Raw genomic sequence first — 22436 nt, forward strand, 5'->3', positions numbered from 1 at the left:
CGGCCCTTGGTGAATGCCGCAAATCAGTTTAGTTCTGGACACAATGCAAGGAAGCGCCAAACAGGGCCGGACGTGACAGGCATGGCATTCATTTCCCGCATCATGAAGATCGCCGGCGCGGTCGCGGCGCTGACTGCCGTCGCCGCACCTGCCGCCGCCGAGCCTGCCGCCAAGGAACTCTTCGGCCGCATGCCGCTTCCCAGCGTCTCCGAACCGGCTTCGGTCGGCTTCTATTCGAAGGGCTGCATCGCCGGCGCGGTCGCGTTGCCGACAGACGGTGAGACCTGGCAGGCGATGCGGCTCGAACGGAACCGTCGCTGGGGCCACCCGAAGATGATCGCTCTTCTGGAGAGGCTCTCGCGCGAGGCGGTGCAGGACGGCTGGCCGGGACTGCTCGTCGGTGACATCGCGCAGCCGCGTGGCGGGCCGATGCTGTCGGGCCATGCCTCGCATCAGGTCGGGCTCGATGCGGATATCTGGCTGACGCCGATGCCGAAACGCACGCTGACGCGCAGCGAGCGCGCCAACACCAGCGCGACATCGATGCTGAAAAAGGACTCGCTGCACGTCGATACGAAGAAATTCACGCCCGCGCATGCAAGATTGCTCAAGCGCGCGGCGTCCTATGACGAGGTGCAGCGCATCTTCATCCATCCCGGCATCAAGGAGGCGATGTGCGAGGCTTATGGCGGATCGCGCGCCAATGATGACTGGATGAACAAGCTTCGGCCCTATTACGGTCACCACTACCATTTCCATGTCCGTATCTTCTGTCCGGACGATTCGCCGAATTGCCGGCCGCAGCAGTCGACCGGCTCGGGCAATGGATGCGGAAAAAGCCTCGCATGGTGGTTTACCGACGAGCCCTGGGCGCCGGCAAAGCCGGAACCGGGCAAGAAACCGGTAAAACCGCGAGCGGTCACGCTTTCCGACCTGCCGCCGGCCTGCGCGCGCATTCTCGGAGAACCGGCTCCCGCCGATGCATCGCTGGTCACCTATGTCGATGGTTACGACCCGACACTGGCGCGCGCGACGGCGGTGCCGGTGAAGGCGCCGGCCATACCGGGCAATCGCGTTCCGGTCCTCGTTCCGATCCCTGCGGCGAAGCCGAATTGATGCCGCGCCGCGATTTCGGCTTTTATCCGTGAGCCAATTCGATTATGCGGGTTCAAACGATTTAAACGGACATTGCCATGAGCCAGACGCGCAGGATCGCACTGGTCGCCCACGACCAGAAGAAAGACGACCTCGTGGAATTCGTGCGCGAGCACGAAGCGGCTTTCTCGCGTTACGATCTCGTCGCGACCGGCACCACCGGCGCCCGGATTACCGAGGCATGTCCCGGCCTTGCCCTGACGCCGCTGAAGAGCGGCCCGCTGGGTGGCGATCAGCAGATCGGCGCGATGATTGCCGAAGGCCTCGTCGAGGCCGTCGTTTTCTTCGTCGACCCGCTCACACCCATGCCCCATGACGTTGACGTCAAGGCGTTGATGCGGCTTGCCATTGTCTATGACATTCCCCTTGCGCTAAATCGAAGGTCCGCGGGCATGCTGCTCGCGTCCCTGCCCGGGGCCTGACCAAAGCCGGATCAAGGAGAGGCACATGTCCAACGGCCGTACGGAAGCAGAAGAGAGATTGCCCTTTCCCGTGCTGATCGCCGATATCGGCGGCACCAATGCACGGTTTGCGATCGTGATCGACTCGAATGCCGAGCCCAAGCGTTTCGAACCCATAAAGACCGCGGATTATCCGACGCTCGATGCCGCGATCCAGCAGGTTGTTCTCGACAAGACCTCCATCTTGCCGAAATCGGCGGTGCTGGCCGTCGCGGGGCCGACGGATGGCGACGAAATCGACCTGACCAATTGCCACTGGATCGTCCGGCCGAAACGCCTGATCGCCGAACTCGGTTTCAGCGACGTCATGGTGATGAACGACTACGAGGCACAGGCGCTGGCGGTGGTCGCTCTCGACGCCGAGTTTCTCGAGCCGATTGGCGGCGGAGAGCGGATCACCCATGCCAACAGGGTCGTCATCGGGCCGGGCACCGGCCTTGGCGTTGCCGGCATCGTGCACGGCTCCAACACCTGGATCCCGGTCGCGGGCGAGGGCGGCCATGTCGATCTCGGGCCGCGCACCGAACGCGACTACGAGATTTTCCCGCATCTCGAGACGATCGGCGGCCGCGTGTCGGGCGAGCAGATCCTGTGCGGGCGCGGTCTCGTCAATCTTTACAAGGCGATCGCCCAGGCCGACGGACGCCCGGTCGTCTTTTCCCGTCCGGAGGAGATCACGGCGGCGTCATTCGACGGCAGTGACACGGTGGCGGTCGAGACCGTGCAGCTTTTCATCGAGTATCTGGCGCGTGTCGCCGGCGACATGGCGCTCGTCTTCATGGCGCGCGGCGGCATCTACCTGACCGGCGGCATTACTCACAAGATCCTGCCGGTGATCGATGCGGACCGTTTCCGCGCGGCCTTCGACAACAAGGAGCCGCACCGCAACCTGCTCGAACAGACGCCCGTCTTCGTGATCACCCACGATCAGGCGCCTCTGGAAGGACTGTCGGCCTATGCGCGCATGCCCGCGCGCTTCGGTGTCGACACATCCGGGCGCTGGTGGCGCGAGGATTGACCCGTACTGCGGATTGCTTGATTTCGCATGGTATCTTTTCGAGGATGCGTCATGTATAGCTCCCGCGTTTTCCGAAGGGGCATAAGGAAAAACCGTTGAAAGCGGACCGGCACAAGAAGGTATCGATGCCGGAAGGCACATTCCTGCTCATGAAACGCATCGTCGCCGAGAACGCGCGCGACTATGTCCGTTATTATGTAATCGCGATTGTCAGCCTGGTTCTCGTGGCCGCATCCACCGCGTTCACGGCGTGGATCCTGCGCGACATCATCGACGAGATCTTCTATCGCCAGCGCCGCGACATGCTTGTCTGGATCTGCGTGGCCATTTTCCTGGCTTTCCTGATCCGCGGCGTGGGGAGCTATGTCCAGGCAGTGCTTCTCGCGCGGATCGGAAACGACATCGTCGCCCGCTACCAGAAGCGGATCTTCGATAAGCTGATGAGCCTGAGCGTCGACTTCTTCACCGACTCGCGCTCGGGCGAACTCGCGGCCCGAATCAGCCAGAACATCACAGCCATCCGCGATATTCTGAACACGATCGTGACGTCGATCGCCCGCGACCTGCTGACGCTGATCGCACTGATCATCGTGATGATCGTTCAGGATTGGGCGCTGACGCTCGCCTCTCTTCTCATCGGTCCGCCCGTGATCATTGCTGTCGCCTATGTTTCGAGGCGTATCAGAAGCGTCGTGCGCGACACGGTCATGCTCGGCGCGCATGTGGCGGGAACGATGCAGGAGGTGTCGCAGGGCATAACCGTGGTGAAAGCCTTCACCATGGAAGATCAGCTCAAGGAAAAGATCAGGGGCCTGATCGACCGCGCGCATGAACGCGCCGACAAGCTGGCCGCTATCTCCGAGCGCGTGACGCCGCTGTCCGACCTGCTCGCCGGTGTCGCCGTGTCGGGCGTTCTTGCCTATGGCGGCTATCGCGCGATCTTCATGACAGAGCCGCCCGGCGCCGTCATTTCCTTCATCGCGGCGCTCCTGCTCGCCTACGAGCCGGCCAAGCGCCTCGCCAGGGTCCAGGTCAATCTGGAACGCGCCGTCGTCAATGCGCGCATGATCTACGAGATCCTCGACATGGAGGTCGGCCAGACCGATGTCCCCGACGCGGCGAAACTGGACGTAGACCAGGGCCGTATCGTCTTCGACAAGGTCGATTTCGCCTATACGCCGAAATTGCCGGTTCTGCGCGAACTGAGTTTTGTCGCCGAGGCCGGCAGGACGACGGCGATCGTCGGCGCATCGGGCGCGGGCAAATCCACCGTCATCGCCCTGCTTCAGCGTTTCTACGATCCGACGGGCGGAACGATCACGATCGACGGCCAGGACATCGGCCACGTCACCAAGGCGTCGCTGCGAGGCTCCATCGCCTTCGTGTCCCAGCAGCCATATCTCTTTGAGGGCTCGATCCGCGACAATATCCGTTACGGGCGTCCGGATGCGACCGACGCGGAGATCGAGGAAGCGGTGCGCCTCGCCCATGCCGAGGACTTCGTGCTTGCCCAGCCGCAGGGCTATGACACGCCGGTCGGCGAAAACGGTGTCACGCTTTCCGGTGGCCAGCGTCAGCGCTTGTCGATTGCGCGCGCGATCGTCCGCAACGCGCCGATCCTGTTGCTGGACGAAGCGACCTCGGCCCTCGACAATGACTCCGAGAAGCTGGTGCAGCAGGCGCTCGTGGCGGTCATGAAAGGACGCACGACCATTGTTGTGGCGCATCGCCTGTCCACCGTTGTCGATGCGGACAATATTCTCGTGATGGAAGAGGGCCGTGTCGTCGAGGAAGGCGATCACTCTTCCCTGATCGCGCGTCCGAACGGCATCTATGCGCGGTTTTTCGCGTTGCAGGATACGAACGCACCGGACTTGCTCGACAAGCGAGCGGTGCAAGCCGACAAGGAAACCGGAGCGGCACCGGGCGAAAGCTGACGGACCGATGGCTGAAGGAAGCGAAACCATGGACAAGATGCGCATCGCGATTGTCGGGGCCGGCGGCAGGATGGGCCGCAATCTCATTCGCGCGATCGACGAGAATGAGAGCGTCGAACTGTCAGGCGCGCTGGAGCGCGAAGGTGCAGCCCAGATCGGTGCCGATTGCGGCGTTCTTGCGGGGCTCGAGCCGAACGGAGTCGCTGTTTCGGCCTCGATGGAAGAAGCCTTTTCCGGCGCGCGCGCCATCCTCGATTTTACCGCTCCCGCTGCGACCGTTGCCGTCGCCCGTCACGCGGCGAAGAACGGCATTGCCCATATCATCGGAACGACCGGCCTTTCGGACGATGACGACAACGCCCTCGCCGCAGCCGCGGAAATGACCGCCATTGTCCGGTCAGGCAATATGAGCATGGGGGTCATCATGCTCTCGGTTCTCGTCGAGCAGGCGGCGCGTGCGCTGGATGCAGCCGACTGGGATCTCGAAGTTCTGGAAATGCATCATCGCCACAAGGTCGACGCACCGTCGGGAACCGCGTTGCTGCTCGGCGAGGCGGCGGCGAAGGGTCGCGGCATCGATCTGGAGGAACACTCCGTGCGCGTGCGCGACGGCCACACCGGTCCGCGCGAGAACGGCTCCATCGGCTTCGCCACCTTGCGCGGCGGCTCTGTCGTCGGCGATCATTCGGTGATCCTTGCCGGACAGGGCGAGCGTGTAACGCTATCCCACCACGCTGAGGATCGCATGATCTTCGCGCGGGGCGCGGTCAAGGCCGCGCTCTGGACCCATGGCCGTGCGCCCGGCCTCTATTCCATGTATGACGTGCTGGGTCTTACCAGCTGACACCGATCGATCGAGGGAGTTTTTCATGTCCGGAACAATGGTTCTCGTCCGTCACGGCCAGAGCGAGTGGAACAAGCTTAATCTCTTCACCGGCTGGAAGGATCCCGGCCTCACGGAACAGGGCGTGGAAGAAGCGCAGGAGGGCGCACGGGCGATCAAGGACTACGGCATCACCTTCGATATCGCCTTCACCTCTGTTCTCAAGCGCGCCGAGAAGACCTGCGAGATCATCCTCGACATCATCGGCCAGTCCGATCTGGAGACGATCCACGACCAGGCGCTCAACGAACGCAATTACGGCGATCTCGCCGGCCTCAACAAGGACGATGCCCGCGCCAAGTGGGGCGAGGAGCAGGTTCATATCTGGCGCCGTTCATATGACGTGCCGCCGCCGGGCGACGAGGGTGAAAGCCTGAAGGATACAGGCGCCCGCGTTTGGCCCTACTACATGACCGAGATCCTGCCGCGCGTGCTGCGCGGCGAGAAGGTGCTGGTCGCCGCCCATGGCAATTCGTTGCGCGCGATGGTGAAGATCCTCGACCGGTTGTCGAACGACGAAGTCACCAAGCTGAACCTCGCGACCGGCGTGCCGATGGTCTACAAGCTGAACGCCGATTCCACCGTCGCCTCCAAGGAAATCCTGGGAGACATGTCCGGCGCGCACTGAGCGCCGGCTTACGGCGCCTGTCAAACATCGCCGATTTGTCCGGCCTCCCAGCCGAGGATAGCCCGTTTGCGCGTCAGTCCCCAATGATAGCCGGTCAGCGCGCCTGACTTGCCGACGGCGCGATGGCACGGCACTACGAAGGAAACGGGATTGGCACCCACAGCCGCGCCGACGGCGCGGGGTGCTTCCGGTCGGCCGATCCGGTCGGCGATCTCCGAATAGGCAAGCGCCTTGCCCATGGGTATCTTGAGCAGCGCGTTCCAGACCGAGACCTGGAAGTCCGTCCCGATCAGGACCACGCGCAGCGGCCGGTCGGGACGCCAGTTGGCCGGATCGAAAATCCGGGCCGCATAGGGCGCGGTCGCGCCCATGTCCTCGACATAGCCTGCCTGTGGCCAGCGCCCCGTCATGTCGTCCAGCGCCGCCTTCTCGCCGCCGGGATCGCAGAAGGCGAGACCCGCAAGGCCGCGGTCCGTGACCATGATCAGCGCCAGCCCGAACGGGCAGACATGGAAGCCGTAGCGCAATGTCAGCCCCGCGCCCTTCGCCTTGTATTCGCCCGGCGACATCGCCTCATGCGTGACGAAAAGATCGTGCAATCGTCCGGGTCCGGAAAGCCCCAGCTCATAGGCCGTGTCGAGCAGCGGCAGGTCGCTGGCCAGCAACCGGCGCGCATGATCCAGCGTCACCGCCTGCAGGAAGCCCTTTGGCGACAGCCCCGCCCAGCGGGTGAACAGCTTCTGCAGCGCGGTCGGCTCCATCTCGACGGAAGCCGCGAGGTCTTCGAGGGAGGGGTGCTCGCGGTAGTTTTCGGAAATTGTCTCGATCACGCGGCGTACGATCTCGTAATCGGCACCGGTGGTGATCTCGTCGGTCAGGATGGTTTGCGGTCGGGTCATGGCGTTCATGGCGAAATCCTCATCTTCGTGGAATTCACCACGAAGCGAGGGGCCTCGCCACCCGATTCTTGACGAAGCCAGCTCCCCGCTCGACATTCTGAATCCACTCACTCTTGCAACGGGAATAGGCATTGCTGTCGTCAGGATGAAGTTCTTTGCAACGATGCTTTTCGGCCTCGTAGGCTCGGGCAATCCGCGGATTTGCACGCAGAAGATCGCGGAACACTAAGTGTCTGTCGATCTCCGCATTGCCTCTTTCAAAACAATGCAAATGGACAAGGCGGACCCCACTCTGCGGATCGTTCTTTATGCAATATCGACGGGCGGGCACGCCGTTCTCCCCGCGCCATTCATAACCAGCCGATTCAATTGCCGCCTGATTTTCATCCAGCAGATCGAGGTTTGCGACCTCGGCCATCAGGTCGATAACAGGCTTTGCCCGTATGCTTGGAACTGCGGTCGAGCCAATGTGATGAATTGCAAGAAAGATACCTCCGGCGCTCTTGCGAAGAACTTGCGCTTCCTCACATGCAAGTTGCCGCCAGCCAGGATTATGCGGGACCAGTTCCACGCGTCTCGGCAATCACGCTTACCTTTCCAATCGTGCTGTGCTAACGCCGCGCCGTCGACAGCGCGTTCGAGAACGCGTCGGCAAAGCTCTCCCGGTCGTCGGGATTGAGGAAGGCCCCGACCGGCGTGGTACGGCCCTCGCCGCTGACCTTCATCGATGTGATGCCGATCTCGTCATGCCGGTCGACGAGGAACCGCGCCCAGAACGGATTGTAGCGGTGGTCAGTGGCCCGGCCCGCCGGCGTGATCTTGCGGATCAGGAGTTCCCGGCGCGACACCTGCACTTCCTCGCGCGCCCGCCCCGCCCGGTAATTCAGCTTGAAGGCGACATAAAGCGCCAAGAGGTCGAGGCCGCAGAATGTCGCGATCGGCCATGCGCCGGCAACGAAGAAGAAGAAAGCCTGCACGAGCAAAACGGCGCCCGCGAGGATCATCAGGACGGTGAAACCATTGCGTGACAGCGAGCGATGCGGCGTCAATAGCGCCGTGAAGAGCGTCTTCTCCGCGTGGTCTTCCGGTGCCCCGTCTTCATGCGTTGTCTCTGCCATGACTGATATTTATAGGGGAGGTATGCAAAAACCAAAGTCCAAAAATGCCGCAGCCTCGGTGGCGGGGTCGAAGCGGCGCAGGAAGAGCCTGCCGCGCTCGAAATATTCGAAGGACGAGGTGCGCGAGATCTTCCGGCGGTTTTCGGTCCAAAGGCCCGAACCGAAGGGTGAACTTGCGCACGTCAATCCGTTCACGCTGGTCGTCGCTGTCGCGTTGTCCGCGCAGGCGACCGATGCGGGCGTCAACAAGGCGACGAAGGCGCTCTTCGCGGTCGCCGACACGCCGGAAAGAATGCTGGCGCTCGGCGAGGAGAAGGTCGGAGAGCATATCCGCACCATCGGGCTTTGGCGCAACAAGGCGAAGAACGTGATCGCCCTGTCGCGAAAGCTGGTCGATGAGTTCGGCGGCGAGGTCCCGCGCACCCGCGAGCAACTGGTCACCCTGCCGGGCGTTGGCCGCAAGACCGCCAATGTGGTCATGTCGATGGCTTTCGGCATCCCGACCGTGGCCGTCGATACCCACATCTTCCGCATCGCCAACCGCATCGGTCTCGCGCCGGGCAAGAACCCCGACGAGGTGGAGGAAAACCTGATGCGGGTGATTCCCGAGGATTATCTCTTCCACGCCCATCACTGGCTGATCCTGCATGGCCGCTACACCTGCAAGGCGCGAAAGCCCGAATGCGAGATTTGCGTCATCGCCGACATCTGCAAGTCGAAGGAAAAGTCCTGCGACATCCCCGCGCCGCTCGTCGAACTGCCGGCGCAGGTGATCGGCTGAGCGAAATCAGGCGACCGAGGCCGCCCGGTTGATGTCGCGCGCGGCGATCGCCTTGTGCAGATGCACCATGAGCGCGGCGCCGAAAAGCGGTGTCAGGATGTTGAGGATCGGCACCGCCATGAAAGCCGCGATGACCAGTCCGGCGCCGAAAATCGTCATACCGTGTTTCGCACGAAGCCGGCGGGCATAGTCGTCCGGCCCGAACCGTCTCGAAGCGAACTCGAAGAATTCGCGGCCGAGCAGGTATCCGTTGATGACGAAGAAGGCGATCAGGTTGATACCCGGCACCAGCAGCAACACCAAGGCGAGCAAATTGCCGAGGATGACGACGCCGGTGAACTTGATCGCCAGCCAGATGCCTTCGCCAATCGGCATCGCCTTGCCCGGCGGGTCGTCCGGATAATAGGTTTCCTCCAGAGCCTGCGCCGCGTCATCGAGGAAGATGCCGGCGATCAGTGCGCTGACAGGCCCGATCAGGAAGGCCAGCGCCGCCGCCAGTCCGAACCCGGCCATCATCAGCGCAAAAAACGAGATCCAGCCGGTCCATTTCGGCAGTTCGAAATCGAGCTGGAAGAAGTCGGAAACCCACGGCAACGCCAGTTCGGTGAACCCGGATGAAATCGCAAACCAGGCACCGATCAGCGCAAGAATGGTCAGCCCGAGCGATTTCCAGAAGGTCGCGCGCATGCCGGTATGCAGAAGCGAGCGCAGCGCATTGAGGGCGGAATCGAAAATCATGCAGGCCAAATGGCGACGAATGCGCCGGCATGCAAGATGCGGCTTTTCGCTGCCCGCACTTTGCAAGCGCCGCACGAGCCGTTAAACGCCGGGAAACGTTTCATTTTGGGGAATCCATGTCCGAGTTCGACGTCCTTTGCATCGGCAATGCCATTGTCGATATCATCGCCCGTGCCGAAGATGACTTCCTGCACGAAAACACCATCATCAAGGGCGCGATGAACCTGATCGACGCGGACCGCGCCGAACTGCTCTATGACCGCATGGGCCCGGCGGTGGAAACGTCCGGCGGATCCGCCGGCAACACCGCGGCGGGCGTCGCCAGCCTCGGCGGTGCTGCTGCCTTCTTCGGCAAGGTCGCCGACGATCATCTGGGCGGCATCTACCGCCACGACATTCGTGCCCAGGGCGTCGCCTTCGATACGAAGCCGCTCGCGGGCCCGCCGCCGACCGCGCGATCCATGATCTTCGTCACGCCGGATGGCGAGCGTTCGATGAACACCTATCTCGGCGCCTGCGTCGAACTTGGCCCGGAGGACATCGAGGAGGACAAGGTCGCCGGATCGAAGGTCACCTTCTTCGAGGGATATCTGTGGGACCCGCCGCGCGCAAAGGATGCCATTCGCATGGCCGCCGATATCGCGCATGCCAATGGACGAAAGATGTCGATGACCTTGTCGGACCCGTTCTGCGTCGATCGCTACCGCGACGAGTTCCTGGACCTGATGCGGTCCGGCACCGTCGATATCGTCTTCGCCAATGAAGAAGAGGCGAAAGCGCTGTATCAGACCGGCGATTTCGAGACCGCTCTTGAAGCGATGCGCACCGATTGTGATGTCGCCGTCGTGACCCGTTCGGAGAAGGGCTCGATCGCGATGACGTCCCGCGAAACCGCAAGCGTATCGGCTTTCGAAATCGACAATCTCGTCGATACGACCGGCGCCGGCGATCTTTATGCGGCCGGATTCCTGTGGGGTTATACCCAGGACCGCTCGCTGGAGGATTGTGCCCATCTCGGCTCGCTTGCCGCGTCCGTGGTCATCCAGCAGATCGGACCGCGCCCCCAGATCTCGCTGCGCCAGGCAGCGATCGACGCCGGCCTGCTGAAGGGCTGACAAATAAAAAGGGCCGCTCGCGCGGCCCTTTCCGTCCCCCGGCGATGTTCGGCCGGTTAGTTGAACTTGTAGCTGAGGCGTCCGCGGACCTCGTGGGTCTTCACGTCTGCGCCGCCACCGATATTCGTGTGGAGATACTCCGCGCCGCCGACGATATGGTCGGAAAGCTGCATGTCGGCGCCCGCGCCGACCGAAAGGCCGCCATCGCTCTCGCCGTCGGCCCACATGTGGCCGTATCCGACGGAGCCGGTGACGAGGAGATTGTCGATGGCGACACCGGCGCGAACCCTTGCACGCGCGGTCGCATCGACTTCCATGCCGCCGACATCCCAACCGGCCCAGTTAACATCCACTTCCGGCCCGGCAACGAACTGGCCGCGCTGCATCAGATAACCGGCATGCCCGCCGGCAACCATCGCCGTATCGTTGCCGCCATCGGTCCGGATCTGCCCGCCGCCAAGCTGAACGCCGGCATAGGCGCCCTGCCAGTTCGGCGACTGGTACTGCGTTTGGGCGGAGTATTGCGGCTGCGGAGCCGGATCGTAGTAAGTCGTGTCGGCAGCGTTCGCCACCGCGCTCAGCGAGGCAAGGGCCGCTGCGGTCGTCAGAAAGACGTTGATTTTCATCGGTAGCTCCATGGCTTTGGTTAAGCGATGGCTACCGGATTAGTTAAAATTTCTTTTCGAAGCGTGAAGCGGCATGGTTAACGCCGCAGAATCGACTCTGTTTTCAGGCGTCTTTTTCGGATTCCGGGTTTGGTGCGCCCGGTTCCGCTTCCGCCGTCTGCTTCGGGCCGCCCTTGGCGACGCCGACCATGGCAGGCCGCAGCACGCGATCGCCGATCTGGTATCCGGCCTGCACGACCTGAACGACCGTGTTGTTCGGCACTTCCGGATTGGGCACCTCGAACATCGCCTGATGGAAGTTCGGATCGAATTTCTGCCCTTCGGGCTCCAGCTTCCTCACGCCGTGGCGCTCCATGGTCGAATGCATGGAACGTTCGGTCAGTTCGACGCCTTCGAGGAGTGTCTTCAGCGTTTCATCGGCGGCTTCGCGCTGTTCGTCCGTGACATGGTCGAGGGCGCGGCGCAGATTGTCGGCGACGCCCAGCATGTCGGCGGCGAATTTGGAAATCGCGAATGTCCGAGCGTCGCGCACTTCGCGCTCCGTACGCCGGCGCAGGTTTTCCATGTCGGCGGCCAACCGAAGCAGCCGGTCCTTCATATCCGTATTCTCGGCCTGGATCGCCGCGATCTCGTCTCCGATATTGACGGCCTCTTCGCTGGAGGTCTCGCCTTCCTCTCCTTCGGAGTCGTTCGCCCATGCCGATTTCTCGGCCGCGTTCGTCTTGCGACCCTTCTTGAGGATGTCGTCGGCGGCGCGTTTCAGCGCATCGCGGTCGTTCGGATTGATATTGGTGTTCATGTCTTCGGCAGCCGTCTTTTTCTCGTCAGCCATCTGGATGTCTTCCATGATGTTCGGGGATTTCTTTTGTCGGCGATATCGAGGTTTGACCGTGAAAAATCAAGGGCAGGCGCGAGATTCGCCGGTCGCGATGCGGAAGCCCTTGCCGCCGGGTCTCGGTCGCGCGTGACAAGCCGCCGTAACTAGCCGTCTTCCAGCAGTTTTCCGATCAGCTGCGCGGTATAGTCCACCACCGGTACGATCCGTGCATAGTTGAGACGCGTCGGGCCGATGATGCCGATGGCGCCGACCACGTGGCGGTTCGAGTCCCGGTAGGGGGCGACCACCAGCGAGGAGCCGGACAGCGAGAACAGCCTGTTCTCCGACCCGATGAAGATCTTCACGCCGGAGCCCGATTCCGTGAGTTCGAGCATGCGCGCGATCTCGTCCTTTCGCTCCAGCTCGTCGAACAGGAGCTTCAGCCGCTCGATCTGTTCCTTGTCCTGGACGTTTTCGATCAGGTTGGAGCGGCCGCGCACGATCAGTTGTGCCGGCTGCCCGTCTCCATTGCCGGACCACATGGCGAGGCCGCGGGCGATCAGGTCGGCGCTGACCGCATCGACTTCGGAACGCAGGATTTCCTGGCGTTGGCCGATCGCCCGCCGCGCTTCCGACAGGCTGCGGTCACGGCCGTGGTGATTGAGATAGTTGGCCGCTTCCGAGAGCTGCGCGGCGGTCGTCCCGGCGGGCAGGTCGATGACACGGTTTTCCACTTCACCGGATTCCCACACCAGAACGGCGAGCGCCTTCTTTTCCTCGAGCCGGATGAACTCGATGTGCTTGAGGATTCCTTCGCGTTTGGTCGTCATGACGAGCCCTGCGCCGCGCGAAATGCCGGACAGCATCTGGCTGGCGTCGGTCAGCAGCTTCTCCATCGACTGGTGCTGGCCGTCGCGCTTGATCTGCGATTCGATCAGGGACCGCTCGGTGTCGTTCACCTCGCCGGTGTCCATGAAGGCATCGACGAAGAACCTGAGTCCCTGTTCGGTCGGCAGGCGGCCGGCCGAGACATGCGGCGAGTAGATCAGGCCGAGAGCCTCGAGATCGCTCATGACGTTTCGCACCGAGGCGGGCGACAGCGACATGGGCAGCTTCTTCGACAGGGTGCGCGAGCCCAGCGGCTCGCCTTCCTGCAGATAGCTCTCCACGATCAGCCGGAAAATCTCCTGCGACCGGTCGTCGAGCTCGGAACTGAAATTGAGGTTTGTTGGCATCGTGCTACGCGACAGCTCCGGTTTCACATCATCTATATAATGCGCCTTCGCCCGATCAAACACGGGAAACGTCGATCGACGCACCCTATGCACGGGCGCGGCGTTCCTCTAGAACGCCCGCACATTTGAGTCCAAGAGGTACATCCATGACGAGACCGTCCGGGCGCATGCCCGACCAGATGCGCGCCATTTCCTTCGAGCGTGGCGTTTCCAAACATGCCGAGGGCTCCTGCCTGGTGAAATTCGGCGACACGCATGTGCTGTGCACCGCGAGCCTCGAGGAGCGAGTCCCGCCATGGATGCGCAATTCCGGCCGTGGCTGGGTGACCGCCGAATACGGCATGCTGCCGCGTTCCACCGGCGATCGCATGCGCCGCGAGGCGTCGGCGGGCAAGCAGGGCGGCCGCACGCTGGAAATCCAGCGCCTGATCGGCCGCTCGATGCGCGCCATCGTCGATCTCGAAGCCCTCGGCGAACGCCAGATCACCATCGACTGCGACGTGATCCAGGCGGACGGCGGCACCCGCACGGCGTCGATCACCGGCGGTTGGGTCGCTTTGCATGATTGCCTCGACTGGATGCATAAGCGTCAGATGGCGTCGAAGACGCGGGTTCTCAAGGACCACATCGCGGCCGTTTCCTGCGGTATCTACAAGGGAACGCCGGTCACCGATCTCGATTACGCCGAGGATTCCGAGGCCGAAACCGACGCCAATTTCGTCATGACGGGCTCCGGCGGGGTCGTCGAAATCCAGGGCACCGCGGAAGGCGTCCCGTTCTCGCGCGACGAGTTCAATGCGCTGTTCGACCAGGCGTCGAACGCTATTCAGCAGCTCGTCGAAATGCAGAAACAGGCGGTCGGGGCCTGATGCCGGCCATGTTGCGTCCGGACGGTATATTGGAGACGGCGCTTTACGTCGCCGATCTCGACGCCGCCGAGCGCTTCTATGGCGAAGTGATGGGGCTCGATCGCATCGCAAAGGTCGAGGGGCGGCACGTTTTCTTCGCCTGCGGCACGGGCGTGCTTCTCCTGTTCCGGCCGGACCAGACGCTCCAGCCGTCCAGGAATCCGACCATGCCGGTGCCGAGCCATGGTGCGACAGGCCCGGGCCATGCCTGTTTCAAGGCAACGCCGGTGGATATGGATGCTTGGCGCGGCCATCTGGAGGCTGCGGGCGTGGAAATCGAGGCCGATTTCCGCTGGCCGAATGGCGCCCGCTCCCTCTATTTCCGAGATCCGGCCGGCAACAGCCTGGAGATCGCAGAACCGAAACTCTGGGGATTGGAATGACGCGCAAACTCGAACCCGGCAAGCTCGTGCTCGCGACACACAATGCCGGCAAGCTGTCTGAGATGCGCGACCTGATCGGCCCGTTCGGCTTCGAGGTGACGTCGGCCGGCGAACTGGGGCTTGCAGAGCCACCCGAGCACGGCACGACCTTCGAGGAGAATGCCAGGACCAAGGCAGTCGCCGCGATGCAGGCGACCGGCCTTCCGGCGCTCTCCGACGACAGCGGCATTTGCGTCGATGCGCTTGACGGCCAGCCGGGGGTTTACACCGCCGACTGGGCGGAAATGCCCGACGGCACACGCGACTTCGCCATGGCGATGCGCAATGTCGAGGAGAAGCTGGCGGAAAAGCGAGCATCCGACCCGAAGGACCGCACCGCCCGTTTCGTATCCGTCCTCTGCCTCGCTTTCCCGGACGGCCATGTCGAGTATTTCCGTGGCGAGGTCGAAGGAACGCTGGTCTGGCCGCCGCGCGGCACGCTCGGCTTCGGTTACGATCCGGTCTTCAAACCGGAGGGCTACGACATTACCTTTGGCGAGATGTCCGCGGAAGAAAAACATGGCTGGAAGCCCGGCGACGCGAGTGCTCTGTCGCATCGCGCCCGCGCCTTCAAGGCCTTCGCCCATGACTGTCTCGGTGTTGCATAAACCCGCCGCTGCCCGGTCGAATGGCGACGATGGCGCGCCCGGTTTCGGCGTCTATATCCATTGGCCCTTCTGCGCGGCCAAGTGCCCCTATTGCGACTTCAATTCCCACGTTCGCCACAAGCCCGTTGATCAGGCGCGTTACGTCGAGGCGTTTCGCCGGGAGATGGAAACCATGCGCGGCTGGACCGGTCCGCGTGCCGTCACCTCGGTTTTCATCGGCGGCGGCACGCCCTCGCTGATGCAGCCCGAGACGGTGGCAGCGCTTCTGGAGACCGCCGACCGGATATGGGGGCTTCCGGCCGGTATCGAGATTACGATGGAGGCGAACCCGTCCTCTGCGGATGCCGGAAGATTTGCCGGCTATCGATCCGCGGGAGTCAACCGCCTGTCGCTGGGCGTTCAGGCCCTGAACGATGCCGATCTGAAGTTTCTCGGCCGTCTTCACAATACGAAGGAAGCGCTGCAGGCGATCGCCATGGCCCGGGCAACCTTCCCGCGCCTCTCCTTCGATCTGATCTATGCCCGTCCGGGCCAGGCGCTTGATGCCTGGGAGACGGAGCTGCGCGAGGCTGTCGGATATGCCGCCGACCACCTGTCCCTCTACCAGCTCACCATCGAGGACGGCACGCCGTTCAAGGCGCTTTTCGAGGCCGGCAGGATCGCCATCCCCGATCAGGACCGCGCAGCCGATCTCTACGATCTGACCAATGCCGTTACGGCGGATCTCGGCCTGCCGGCTTACGAGATCTCCAATCATGCCGCGCCCGGCGCGGAATCGCGTCATAACCTGACCTATTGGCGCTATGGCGACTATGTCGGGACCGGTCCCGGCGCGCATGGCCGCTTCTCGCTGCCGGGCGGCGGCAAGCGCGTCACCATCACGGAGCGCCATCCCGAGACATGGGCGTCCTCCGTCGAGCAACGGGGCCATGGCGTGATCGAGGAGGAAAGCCTCGACAGTGAGGCGCAGGGTGACGAGATGCTGCTGATGGGCCTGCGACTTGCGGAAGGCATCGATGTCGCGCGCTATGAATCGCTCTCCGGCCGGGCCTTCGACCCCGCGCGGCTCGCCATGCTGCAGGCCGAGAAACTGGTTGAGCCTGTCGCCAACAGCCGTCTGCGCGCCACGCCGGCCGGGCGTCTGGTGCTGAACGCCCTCGTCGCGGAACTGGCGGCATGAGTGGCGGGCGCGGATTTATTATCGGTGGCCACGAGATTTCCGCGCCGCCGCTCGATCCCGGCCTTTATGTTGTCGCGACGCCGATCGGAAATCTGGGCGACATCACGATCCGCGCGCTGGAGACGCTGGCGGCCTGTGATGTGCTGGCCTGTGAGGACACACGAGTAACGCGTCGCCTGCTCGATCGCTACGGTATCCGGGCGAAACCCGTCGCTTATCACGAACACAATGCCGATGTGGCCGGCCCGAAACTCGTCGAGGCGCTGGAAACCGGAAAGACCGTGGCGCTCGTCTCCGATGCGGGAACGCCGCTCGTCTCCGACCCTGGCTTTCGGCTTGTCAGGACAGCCCGCGACGCCGGTTTACGTGTCATCCCGATACCGGGCCCATCCGCGACGCTGACCGCGCTCTCCGCCGCCGGTTTGCCGAGCGACGATTTCCGATTCATAGGCTTTTTGCCGGCAAAGGATACGGCGCGCCGTACCCGTCTTTCAGAACTGGCGCATGAATCGTCCACGCTTATCGCTTTCGAATCGCCGAACCGCCTGCAGGCCGCATTGGCGTCGATAGCAGAAATTTTCGGTCCGGATCGTATTGTGTCCGTCGGGCGCGAGCTCACGAAGCGGTTTGAAACGATCCGGACGGGAACGGCCAGCCAAATCGCGGAGCGGTTCGAATCCGAAACGATCAAGGGCGAGATTGTAATCCTCATCGCGCCAGCGCCGGAGGGCGAAACGCGATGGACGCCGGAAAGCACCGATGCGCTGCTGCGCGACCTTCTGCAGTCCATGTCCGTATCCAAGGCCGCCCGCGAGGCAGCGCAAACGACCGGCCTGCCGAAATCGGATCTCTATGCGCGTCTGCTGGCTTTGAAGGATGAAAACTGAGCCGGCAAAACAGAAGCGGCGCGCCGCCTATGGTCTCGGCCATCGCGGTGAGTTTCTCGCGGCGTTTGCCCTGCGTCTGAAAGGCTTCCGCATCCTTTCGCGCCGCTACCGTACGCCGGCCGGCGAGATCGACCTGATCGCCCGGCGGGGCGATCTTGTCGCCATTGTCGAGGTCAAGGCGCGGCCCACTTTGACGGAAGCGATGGATGCCGTGACGCCCAATGCGCTCCACCGTATCGAGTCCGCAGCCGATTTGTGGCTCTCCCGTCAGCCGGACCATGCCCGCCTGTCGATGCGCTTCGATCTTGTCGCGGTGCTGCCGCGCCGTTGGCCGGTTCACGTTCCCGGCATATATCCCTGATTGATTTTCCGCGCCGCGCGCGCCACTTAACGGGTCGAATTCAAGGGAAACCGTTCCATGCCTCTCAAGGTCGCGGTCCAGATGGACCATATCTCCGGCATCCAGATCGCCGGTGACACCTCTTTCGCGCTGTGTCTCGAGGCCGAGAAGCGCGGCCATGAACTCTTCCATTATACTCCCGACCGGCTTACCATGCTCGGCGGAACCGTGTCGGCGCGCTTGGAGCCGCTTTCGGTGCGCGATGTCGAGGGCGATCATTATACGCTCGGCGCCGCCGTACGGACGGACCTTGCGGAGATGGACGTCGTCCTGCTGCGGCAGGACCCGCCCTTTGACATGAACTACATCACCACCACGCATTTGCTCGAGCGCATTCACCCCGAGACGCTGGTCGTCAACGATCCGGTCTGGGTGCGCAATTCGCCCGAAAAGATCTTCGTCATGGAATTCCCGGACCTGATGCCGGAGACGATGATTACCAAGGACATGGAGGAGATTCGCGCCTTCCGCCGCGACCATGGCGATATCATCATCAAGCCGATCTACGGCAATGGCGGCGCGGGCGTCTTCCACCTGCGCGACGGCGACCGTAATCTGACGTCTTTGATGGAGATGTTTTCCCAGCTCACCCGCGAGCCGCTCATCGTGCAGCGCTATCTCGACGACGTGCGCGGCGGTGACAAGCGCATTATCCTGATCGATGGCGAGCCGGTCGGCGCGATCAATCGTGTCCCCGATGAAAGCGATGCGCGCTCCAACATGCATGTCGGCGGCAAGGCCGTCGAAACCGAGATGACCGAACGCGAGCGGGAAATCTGCGACCGCATCGGCCCGTCCCTGCGTGATCGGGGCTTCACCCTGGTCGGCATCGACGTGATCGGCGGGTTGATGACCGAGATCAACGTCACCTCGCCCACCGGCGTCCGCGAGGTGAAGAAATTCGGCGGCGCCGACATCGCCGTGCTGTTCTGGGACGCCGTTGAGGCGAAGATTTAGGGCTGCCGGACGGCGCGCCCGCAACCCTTGTCAGAAACTGAAGATGTCGCCGATATTCTCGATGATCGCGACCAGCAGGACCACGGCCGCGACGACAAGCGCCAGCCACCAGAAATACTGGAAGACGATCGCGGTCGCGCCGAGGCTGACGCCATAGGCGGCATATCGCCAGTTTTCGCGCAGCACGCCAGAGATCAGCGAGAGCAGAATGGCGACGATGCCGAGGATGGGCGCCGCGAGGGCGAGGTAGTAGGTCAGCGGGGCGGCTTCCGCCTTCAACTCCGGTTTGGGCAGTCCGAGAAATGTGCGCCAGGCCGACCGCTTGATCTCTCCGGCGATTTCGCCGATCTGTGCTCCGACGGACGGTTTCGGTTCGAAGGACGGCGCTGCGATCTGGAAGAAGACGAGCGCCAGCGCGAGCGCGCCGAAGAGCACGGCCCAGAGGCCCCATTTTCGAAACGGGCTGGGCGAGTTTGGTCCGGCGACTTCGCGGTACTGACTGTCCATGACGGACAGAAAATCCCAAAATAATTGCAGCAACGTGAAAATATTCGCGTCAAAGCAATGAATGGGCTGGTTTGCCTGGAAAAGTTGTGGACCTCTGATCGGTCGAGTCCGTCGGCTTCCTTTAAGTAAATGTGCCGATCATCCGATTGCGCGGAGAATTCCGCTCTGCTGCGGGGCGCGGTCGGGGCGAAGCGATGAGGCTCGCGCACTTAACCTTTTGTTCCGCGGTCACAACCGGATACAACCCGGAAACACGCTTTGCGTGCACAAGTTGCGAATATGTTCTTGTCTTGTTCCTATTTATGAGTCTTAATGGAAGAACTCAGGCGGGGACGGGCAGATGGTATCTCGGGTTTCGACGGTTTCCTTTCAGGGCATCGAGGCGGTGCCGGTCGATGTTCAGGTCATGGTCGCACCGGGCAAGGTGAACATGCATATCGTCGGCCTTCCGGACAAGGCGGTGGCCGAGAGCCGGGAGCGGGTCCAGTCGGCGCTGCATGCCTCCGGCCTGTCGATGCCGCCCAAGAAGGTCACAGTCAATCTGGCGCCCGCCGATCTGCCCAAGGAAGGCTCGCATTTCGATCTTCCGATCGCGCTCGGTCTCATGGCGGCGCTCGGCGCAGTGCCCGCCGATGCGCTGTCGAATTATGTCGTGCTCGGGGAACTGTCGCTCGATGGCACCATCGCGCCGGTTGCCGGCGTGTTGCCGGCGGCGATTGCGGCCAATGCGCAGGGCAAAGGCCTGATCTGTCCGAAGGAATGCGGGCCGGAAGCGGCCTGGGCGGGCGAGGATGTCGATATCGTCGCGCCGGCGAGCCTGATCTCGCTTGCCAACCATTTCCGCGGCACGCAGGTTCTCACACGCCCGGTGCCCGCCCGCCGCGAGCTTCCAGCAGGCCTGCCTGATCTCGCCGACATCAAGGGCCAGGAAACGGCCAAGCGCGCCCTGGAGGTCGCCGCCGCAGGAGGGCACAATCTCCTCATGTTGTAAACGAAAGACCTCGCAACATGAAAGGAGCCCAATATCATGACCACCATCACCAAGAACACCAAGCCCGCTCTCCCCAAAACCGACGCTGAGGCCATCGCCTTTGCGCTGGACCACCTCCACGACCACGAGCGCACCGAATTCCTACAGGACTGGCGTGCCGGGAAGGACGTAAGTTGGGGGCTGGAGGTTATCACGGCTGACGGGAAGCAAGCAGCCTAACGCACCCATATCGAACCGACTTCAAGGCCCGTGCGCTTGGTGGTGTGCGGGCCTTTTCGTTGCCGTTTGGGGAAGTCGCGCGGAAATAGCCGCCCTAATGATAAAGGCCAGCCCTACCGTTCATGGGGAATTTGGACATCGAGCAGGTCCGCAAGGCCGATTACTTTTTCGCCTAATCTACCACACGACACACAATAGGCTCCCTCTTGATAAACGCCATACGCTCGCCGTACCGGTCTACACTCAATTAGGCGTGTACTCGATAAACACTACGCGCTCGCCAGAAGCCGGTTTGGTGCAACTACCCGCTATCTTGAAATAGGCTCCCTATTGATAAACGGCACCCCCGCCGAAATAGGCGTCCTATTGATATAGACCTCTTGCCGACGCCAAGGCCGCATCGCGTTCCCTAGGGCGGCTTTCCCTTCACCTGACCGAGAGGCTTTCCGCCTTGCTTTGGAGCATCCGGCTGCACGTCAGCGCCCGGAGACGCTCCTTTTTTACCCGCTGCTAAGGTGGAGCGGGTTCGGCCAACCACCCCACACCAACGACACCAACGAAAGGGTCAACCCATGACCAACCCACTACCGCATGACCTAACCCGGTTCCTTCAAGAAGACCCCACCCGAGGCAACCCGTGCTTTCCGATCCCCGATGTTGGCGAGATGAGCCGGGAGGAACTTGAGGCTACACTGTTCCGCTTGGTGGACCATCTGGATTTCGCGATGAGACACTTCGGAACAGACGACCGACTTGAGGGATACCTTCGGACCCTCATGAACGGGGGAGACCTGAGGCCGCTACTCGAAGCAAGGCGACAGGAATTGTCCGAAGAAGATTGGGGAGCCTTCGACGGCACGAAAGCGCAGGTGACGCCATGACCGGTGTCGAGAACAAGGTTGCCCCACTTCGCTGCACTTCGATGACTAGTACTGACGAGATATGCAACGGCTCAATTCGGTTCGTCATTTTCTCAAGTTACGGCAACGACAGTGTGGCACTAATCCAGTGGGCGCATGAAAATGCCCTTACAGGCGTGGCGGTCGTTTTCACTGACACCGGTTGGGCTGCGGATGGTTGGATGGAGCGCGTCGAAAGGTGTGAATGCTGGGTGCGCTCTCTGGGCTTTTCGCCCTACCGCACCGCGTCTGTGGGGTTTCGTCAACTTGCTCGCAGCAAGAAAGGCTTCCCTACCCAACGCTACCAGTGGTGCTCCTATATCCTCAAAATTGAGCCGGGACAGCGCTGGCTTGAGGCTCATGACCCTGAGGCCAGGGCGATATGCTTGATTGGTGTGAGACAGGGGGAGAGCGCGGATCGCGCTAGCTTTCCTGAGTGGCTTCCGCGCAGTGAAAACCACGGCGGACGCGTCATGATTGCGCCCTTCGCGACGTGGAAGACGGCTCAGCGGGACGAACTTATCCTCCGAGCAGGCTTCGAGGTGCTTTCTCACCGCTCCCGTGAGTGTAAGTGCATAAACTCTAATCGCTCCGATATGCGACAATTTACCGATGCCGATTGGAAAGAGATTGCCGCCGCAGAAGCGGAGATCGGCAAGACAATGTTCCGTCCCCACCGCCATATGGGAGCGAAGGGCGCTTCGGAGGTCCGCAAATGGGCGAATAGCGAAAGGGGGAAGTACAGACCGCCTGACCCCAACGACGCAAAACCGCCCGATGATCTACCCGATGAGGACCTATCTGGCTGCAAGCCGGGCTGGTGTGAAGCCACATGAAGGCCCCCTGTAAGTCCAAATCATAGGCGCAGACCACCTATTCACGATTGGTTTAGCAACTGGCACCGAGCGCAACTTCCTCAGGTGTTCGCCTTCTATCGGAATAGACCCCATCAACAGCGATTAGAGACCAAATGTCCGACCAAAATTCAAACACACCACCCCGCGACCTCTTTAAGGAAGCCCTCAAGAAGATCGATGAGGAGCGCGG

The 22436-nt window shown here is 62.3% G+C and carries 25 protein-coding genes and 1 pseudogene; 18 read left to right on the forward strand and 8 right to left on the reverse strand.

Going from position 1 to position 22436, the window contains the following annotated elements:
* The first annotated feature begins 81 nt into the window (after window positions 1-81).
* The 6 genes from mepA to LC343_RS13620 all read left to right on the forward strand — a co-directional run bounded on the left by mepA (window position 82) and on the right by LC343_RS13620 (window position 6082).
* The gene (mepA, locus tag LC343_RS13595; RefSeq protein ID WP_223477677.1) at window positions 82-1116 is read left to right on the forward strand and encodes a penicillin-insensitive murein endopeptidase; all 1035 of its coding nucleotides are present in this window, start codon (window positions 82-84) and stop codon (window positions 1114-1116) included.
* A gap of 77 nt (window positions 1117-1193) precedes the next feature.
* Entirely contained in the window at window positions 1194-1577 is a 384-nt protein-coding gene (locus tag LC343_RS13600) for a methylglyoxal synthase (RefSeq protein ID WP_223477678.1), read from the forward strand.
* 25 nt (window positions 1578-1602) lie between these two features.
* Window positions 1603-2634, forward strand: a complete 1032-nt coding sequence (locus LC343_RS13605; protein ID WP_223477679.1) for a glucokinase — start codon at window positions 1603-1605, stop codon at window positions 2632-2634.
* A 125-nt stretch (window positions 2635-2759) separates the two neighbouring features.
* Window positions 2760-4571, forward strand: a complete 1812-nt coding sequence (locus LC343_RS13610) for an ABC transporter ATP-binding protein (protein WP_223477721.1) — start codon at window positions 2760-2762, stop codon at window positions 4569-4571.
* 28 nt (window positions 4572-4599) lie between these two features.
* On the forward strand, window positions 4600-5415 hold the full coding sequence (gene dapB, locus LC343_RS13615; protein WP_223477680.1) for a 4-hydroxy-tetrahydrodipicolinate reductase: 816 nt from the start codon (window positions 4600-4602) through the stop codon (window positions 5413-5415).
* A 25-nt stretch (window positions 5416-5440) separates the two neighbouring features.
* Entirely contained in the window at window positions 5441-6082 is a 642-nt protein-coding gene (locus LC343_RS13620) for a 2,3-bisphosphoglycerate-dependent phosphoglycerate mutase (protein WP_223477681.1), read from the forward strand.
* A 20-nt stretch (window positions 6083-6102) separates the two neighbouring features.
* On the opposite strand, the gene LC343_RS13625 is transcribed toward LC343_RS13620, so the two are convergent.
* Genes LC343_RS13625 through LC343_RS13635 form a run of 3 tightly spaced genes read right to left on the reverse strand, consistent with a single transcriptional unit; the run spans window position 6103 to window position 8099 of the window.
* Complete coding sequence (locus tag LC343_RS13625) at window positions 6103-6990, reverse strand: methylated-DNA--[protein]-cysteine S-methyltransferase (protein ID WP_223477682.1); 888 nt, start codon at window positions 6988-6990, stop codon at window positions 6103-6105.
* 25 nt (window positions 6991-7015) lie between these two features.
* On the reverse strand, window positions 7016-7552 hold the full coding sequence (locus LC343_RS13630; protein ID WP_223477683.1) for a GrpB family protein: 537 nt from the start codon (window positions 7550-7552) through the stop codon (window positions 7016-7018).
* Window positions 7553-7592: 40 nt separating this feature from the next.
* Window positions 7593-8099 carry a DUF2244 domain-containing protein gene (locus LC343_RS13635; RefSeq protein ID WP_223477684.1) on the reverse strand — a complete coding sequence of 169 codons (507 nt, stop codon included), beginning with the start codon at window positions 8097-8099 and terminating at the stop codon, window positions 7593-7595.
* 22 nt (window positions 8100-8121) lie between these two features.
* Between LC343_RS13635 and nth the strand changes: the two genes are divergently transcribed.
* On the forward strand, window positions 8122-8880 hold the full coding sequence (nth, locus tag LC343_RS13640) for an endonuclease III (RefSeq protein WP_223477685.1): 759 nt from the start codon (window positions 8122-8124) through the stop codon (window positions 8878-8880).
* A gap of 6 nt (window positions 8881-8886) precedes the next feature.
* On the opposite strand, the gene LC343_RS13645 is transcribed toward nth, so the two are convergent.
* Window positions 8887-9618, reverse strand: coding sequence for a sulfate transporter family protein (locus LC343_RS13645; RefSeq protein ID WP_223477686.1), 732 nt, complete (start codon window positions 9616-9618; stop codon window positions 8887-8889).
* Window positions 9619-9734: 116 nt separating this feature from the next.
* Between LC343_RS13645 and LC343_RS13650 the strand changes: the two genes are divergently transcribed.
* Window positions 9735-10733 carry an adenosine kinase gene (locus LC343_RS13650; RefSeq protein WP_223477687.1) on the forward strand — a complete coding sequence of 333 codons (999 nt, stop codon included), beginning with the start codon at window positions 9735-9737 and terminating at the stop codon, window positions 10731-10733.
* Between the two features lie 56 nt (window positions 10734-10789).
* Here LC343_RS13650 and LC343_RS13655 read toward each other — a convergent pair whose 3' ends face one another.
* From LC343_RS13655 to hrcA, 3 genes are all read right to left on the reverse strand, one after another.
* Window positions 10790-11359: an outer membrane protein gene (locus LC343_RS13655; protein WP_223477688.1), complete on the reverse strand. Its 570-nt coding sequence runs from the start codon at window positions 11357-11359 to the stop codon at window positions 10790-10792.
* Window positions 11360-11462: 103 nt separating this feature from the next.
* A complete protein-coding gene (grpE, locus tag LC343_RS13660; RefSeq protein WP_223477689.1) occupies window positions 11463-12191 on the reverse strand; it encodes a nucleotide exchange factor GrpE in 729 nt (242 codons plus the stop codon).
* A 149-nt stretch (window positions 12192-12340) separates the two neighbouring features.
* Entirely contained in the window at window positions 12341-13411 is a 1071-nt protein-coding gene (gene hrcA, locus LC343_RS13665; RefSeq protein WP_223477690.1) for a heat-inducible transcriptional repressor HrcA, read from the reverse strand.
* 146 nt (window positions 13412-13557) lie between these two features.
* On the opposite strand from hrcA, the gene rph reads away from it, so the two are divergent.
* Genes rph through gshB form a run of 7 tightly spaced genes read left to right on the forward strand, consistent with a single transcriptional unit; the run spans window position 13558 to window position 18773 of the window.
* The gene (gene rph, locus LC343_RS13670) at window positions 13558-14280 is read left to right on the forward strand and encodes a ribonuclease PH (RefSeq protein ID WP_223477691.1); all 723 of its coding nucleotides are present in this window, start codon (window positions 13558-13560) and stop codon (window positions 14278-14280) included.
* An 8-nt stretch (window positions 14281-14288) separates the two neighbouring features.
* On the forward strand, window positions 14289-14702 hold the full coding sequence (locus LC343_RS13675) for a VOC family protein (RefSeq protein ID WP_428982554.1): 414 nt from the start codon (window positions 14289-14291) through the stop codon (window positions 14700-14702).
* Window positions 14699-15349: an RdgB/HAM1 family non-canonical purine NTP pyrophosphatase gene (gene rdgB, locus LC343_RS13680; RefSeq protein ID WP_223477693.1), complete on the forward strand. Its 651-nt coding sequence runs from the start codon at window positions 14699-14701 to the stop codon at window positions 15347-15349. Before LC343_RS13675 ends, rdgB begins: the two co-directional genes overlap by 4 nt.
* Window positions 15339-16529 carry a radical SAM family heme chaperone HemW gene (hemW, locus tag LC343_RS13685; protein ID WP_223477694.1) on the forward strand — a complete coding sequence of 397 codons (1191 nt, stop codon included), beginning with the start codon at window positions 15339-15341 and terminating at the stop codon, window positions 16527-16529. Before rdgB ends, hemW begins: the two co-directional genes overlap by 11 nt.
* Window positions 16526-17416, forward strand: coding sequence for a 16S rRNA (cytidine(1402)-2'-O)-methyltransferase (rsmI, locus tag LC343_RS13690; protein WP_223477695.1), 891 nt, complete (start codon window positions 16526-16528; stop codon window positions 17414-17416). Before hemW ends, rsmI begins: the two co-directional genes overlap by 4 nt.
* Window positions 17406-17777 (forward strand): YraN family protein, encoded by a 372-nt coding sequence (locus tag LC343_RS13695; protein ID WP_223477696.1) that lies wholly within the window; start codon window positions 17406-17408, stop codon window positions 17775-17777. Before rsmI ends, LC343_RS13695 begins: the two co-directional genes overlap by 11 nt.
* A 57-nt stretch (window positions 17778-17834) precedes the next feature.
* A complete protein-coding gene (gene gshB, locus LC343_RS13700) occupies window positions 17835-18773 on the forward strand; it encodes a glutathione synthase (RefSeq protein WP_223477697.1) in 939 nt (312 codons plus the stop codon).
* A 30-nt stretch (window positions 18774-18803) separates the two neighbouring features.
* Here gshB and LC343_RS13705 read toward each other — a convergent pair whose 3' ends face one another.
* The gene (locus LC343_RS13705) at window positions 18804-19280 is read right to left on the reverse strand and encodes a hypothetical protein (protein WP_223477698.1); all 477 of its coding nucleotides are present in this window, start codon (window positions 19278-19280) and stop codon (window positions 18804-18806) included.
* A gap of 340 nt (window positions 19281-19620) precedes the next feature.
* Here LC343_RS13705 and LC343_RS13710 point away from each other — a divergent pair.
* From LC343_RS13710 to LC343_RS13720, 3 genes and pseudogenes are all read left to right on the forward strand, one after another.
* Window positions 19621-20268, forward strand: a pseudogene (locus LC343_RS13710) (magnesium chelatase domain-containing protein); the annotation flags it as partial.
* Between the two features lie 39 nt (window positions 20269-20307).
* The gene (locus LC343_RS13715) at window positions 20308-20490 is read left to right on the forward strand and encodes a hypothetical protein (RefSeq protein ID WP_223477699.1); all 183 of its coding nucleotides are present in this window, start codon (window positions 20308-20310) and stop codon (window positions 20488-20490) included.
* Window positions 20491-21367: 877 nt separating this feature from the next.
* On the forward strand, window positions 21368-22225 hold the full coding sequence (locus LC343_RS13720) for a phosphoadenosine phosphosulfate reductase domain-containing protein (RefSeq protein ID WP_223477700.1): 858 nt from the start codon (window positions 21368-21370) through the stop codon (window positions 22223-22225).
* The last annotated feature ends 211 nt before the right edge of the window (window positions 22226-22436 follow it).

This window comes from Oricola indica, from assembly GCF_019966595.1.
Lineage (GTDB): Bacteria > Pseudomonadota > Alphaproteobacteria > Rhizobiales > Rhizobiaceae > Oricola > Oricola indica.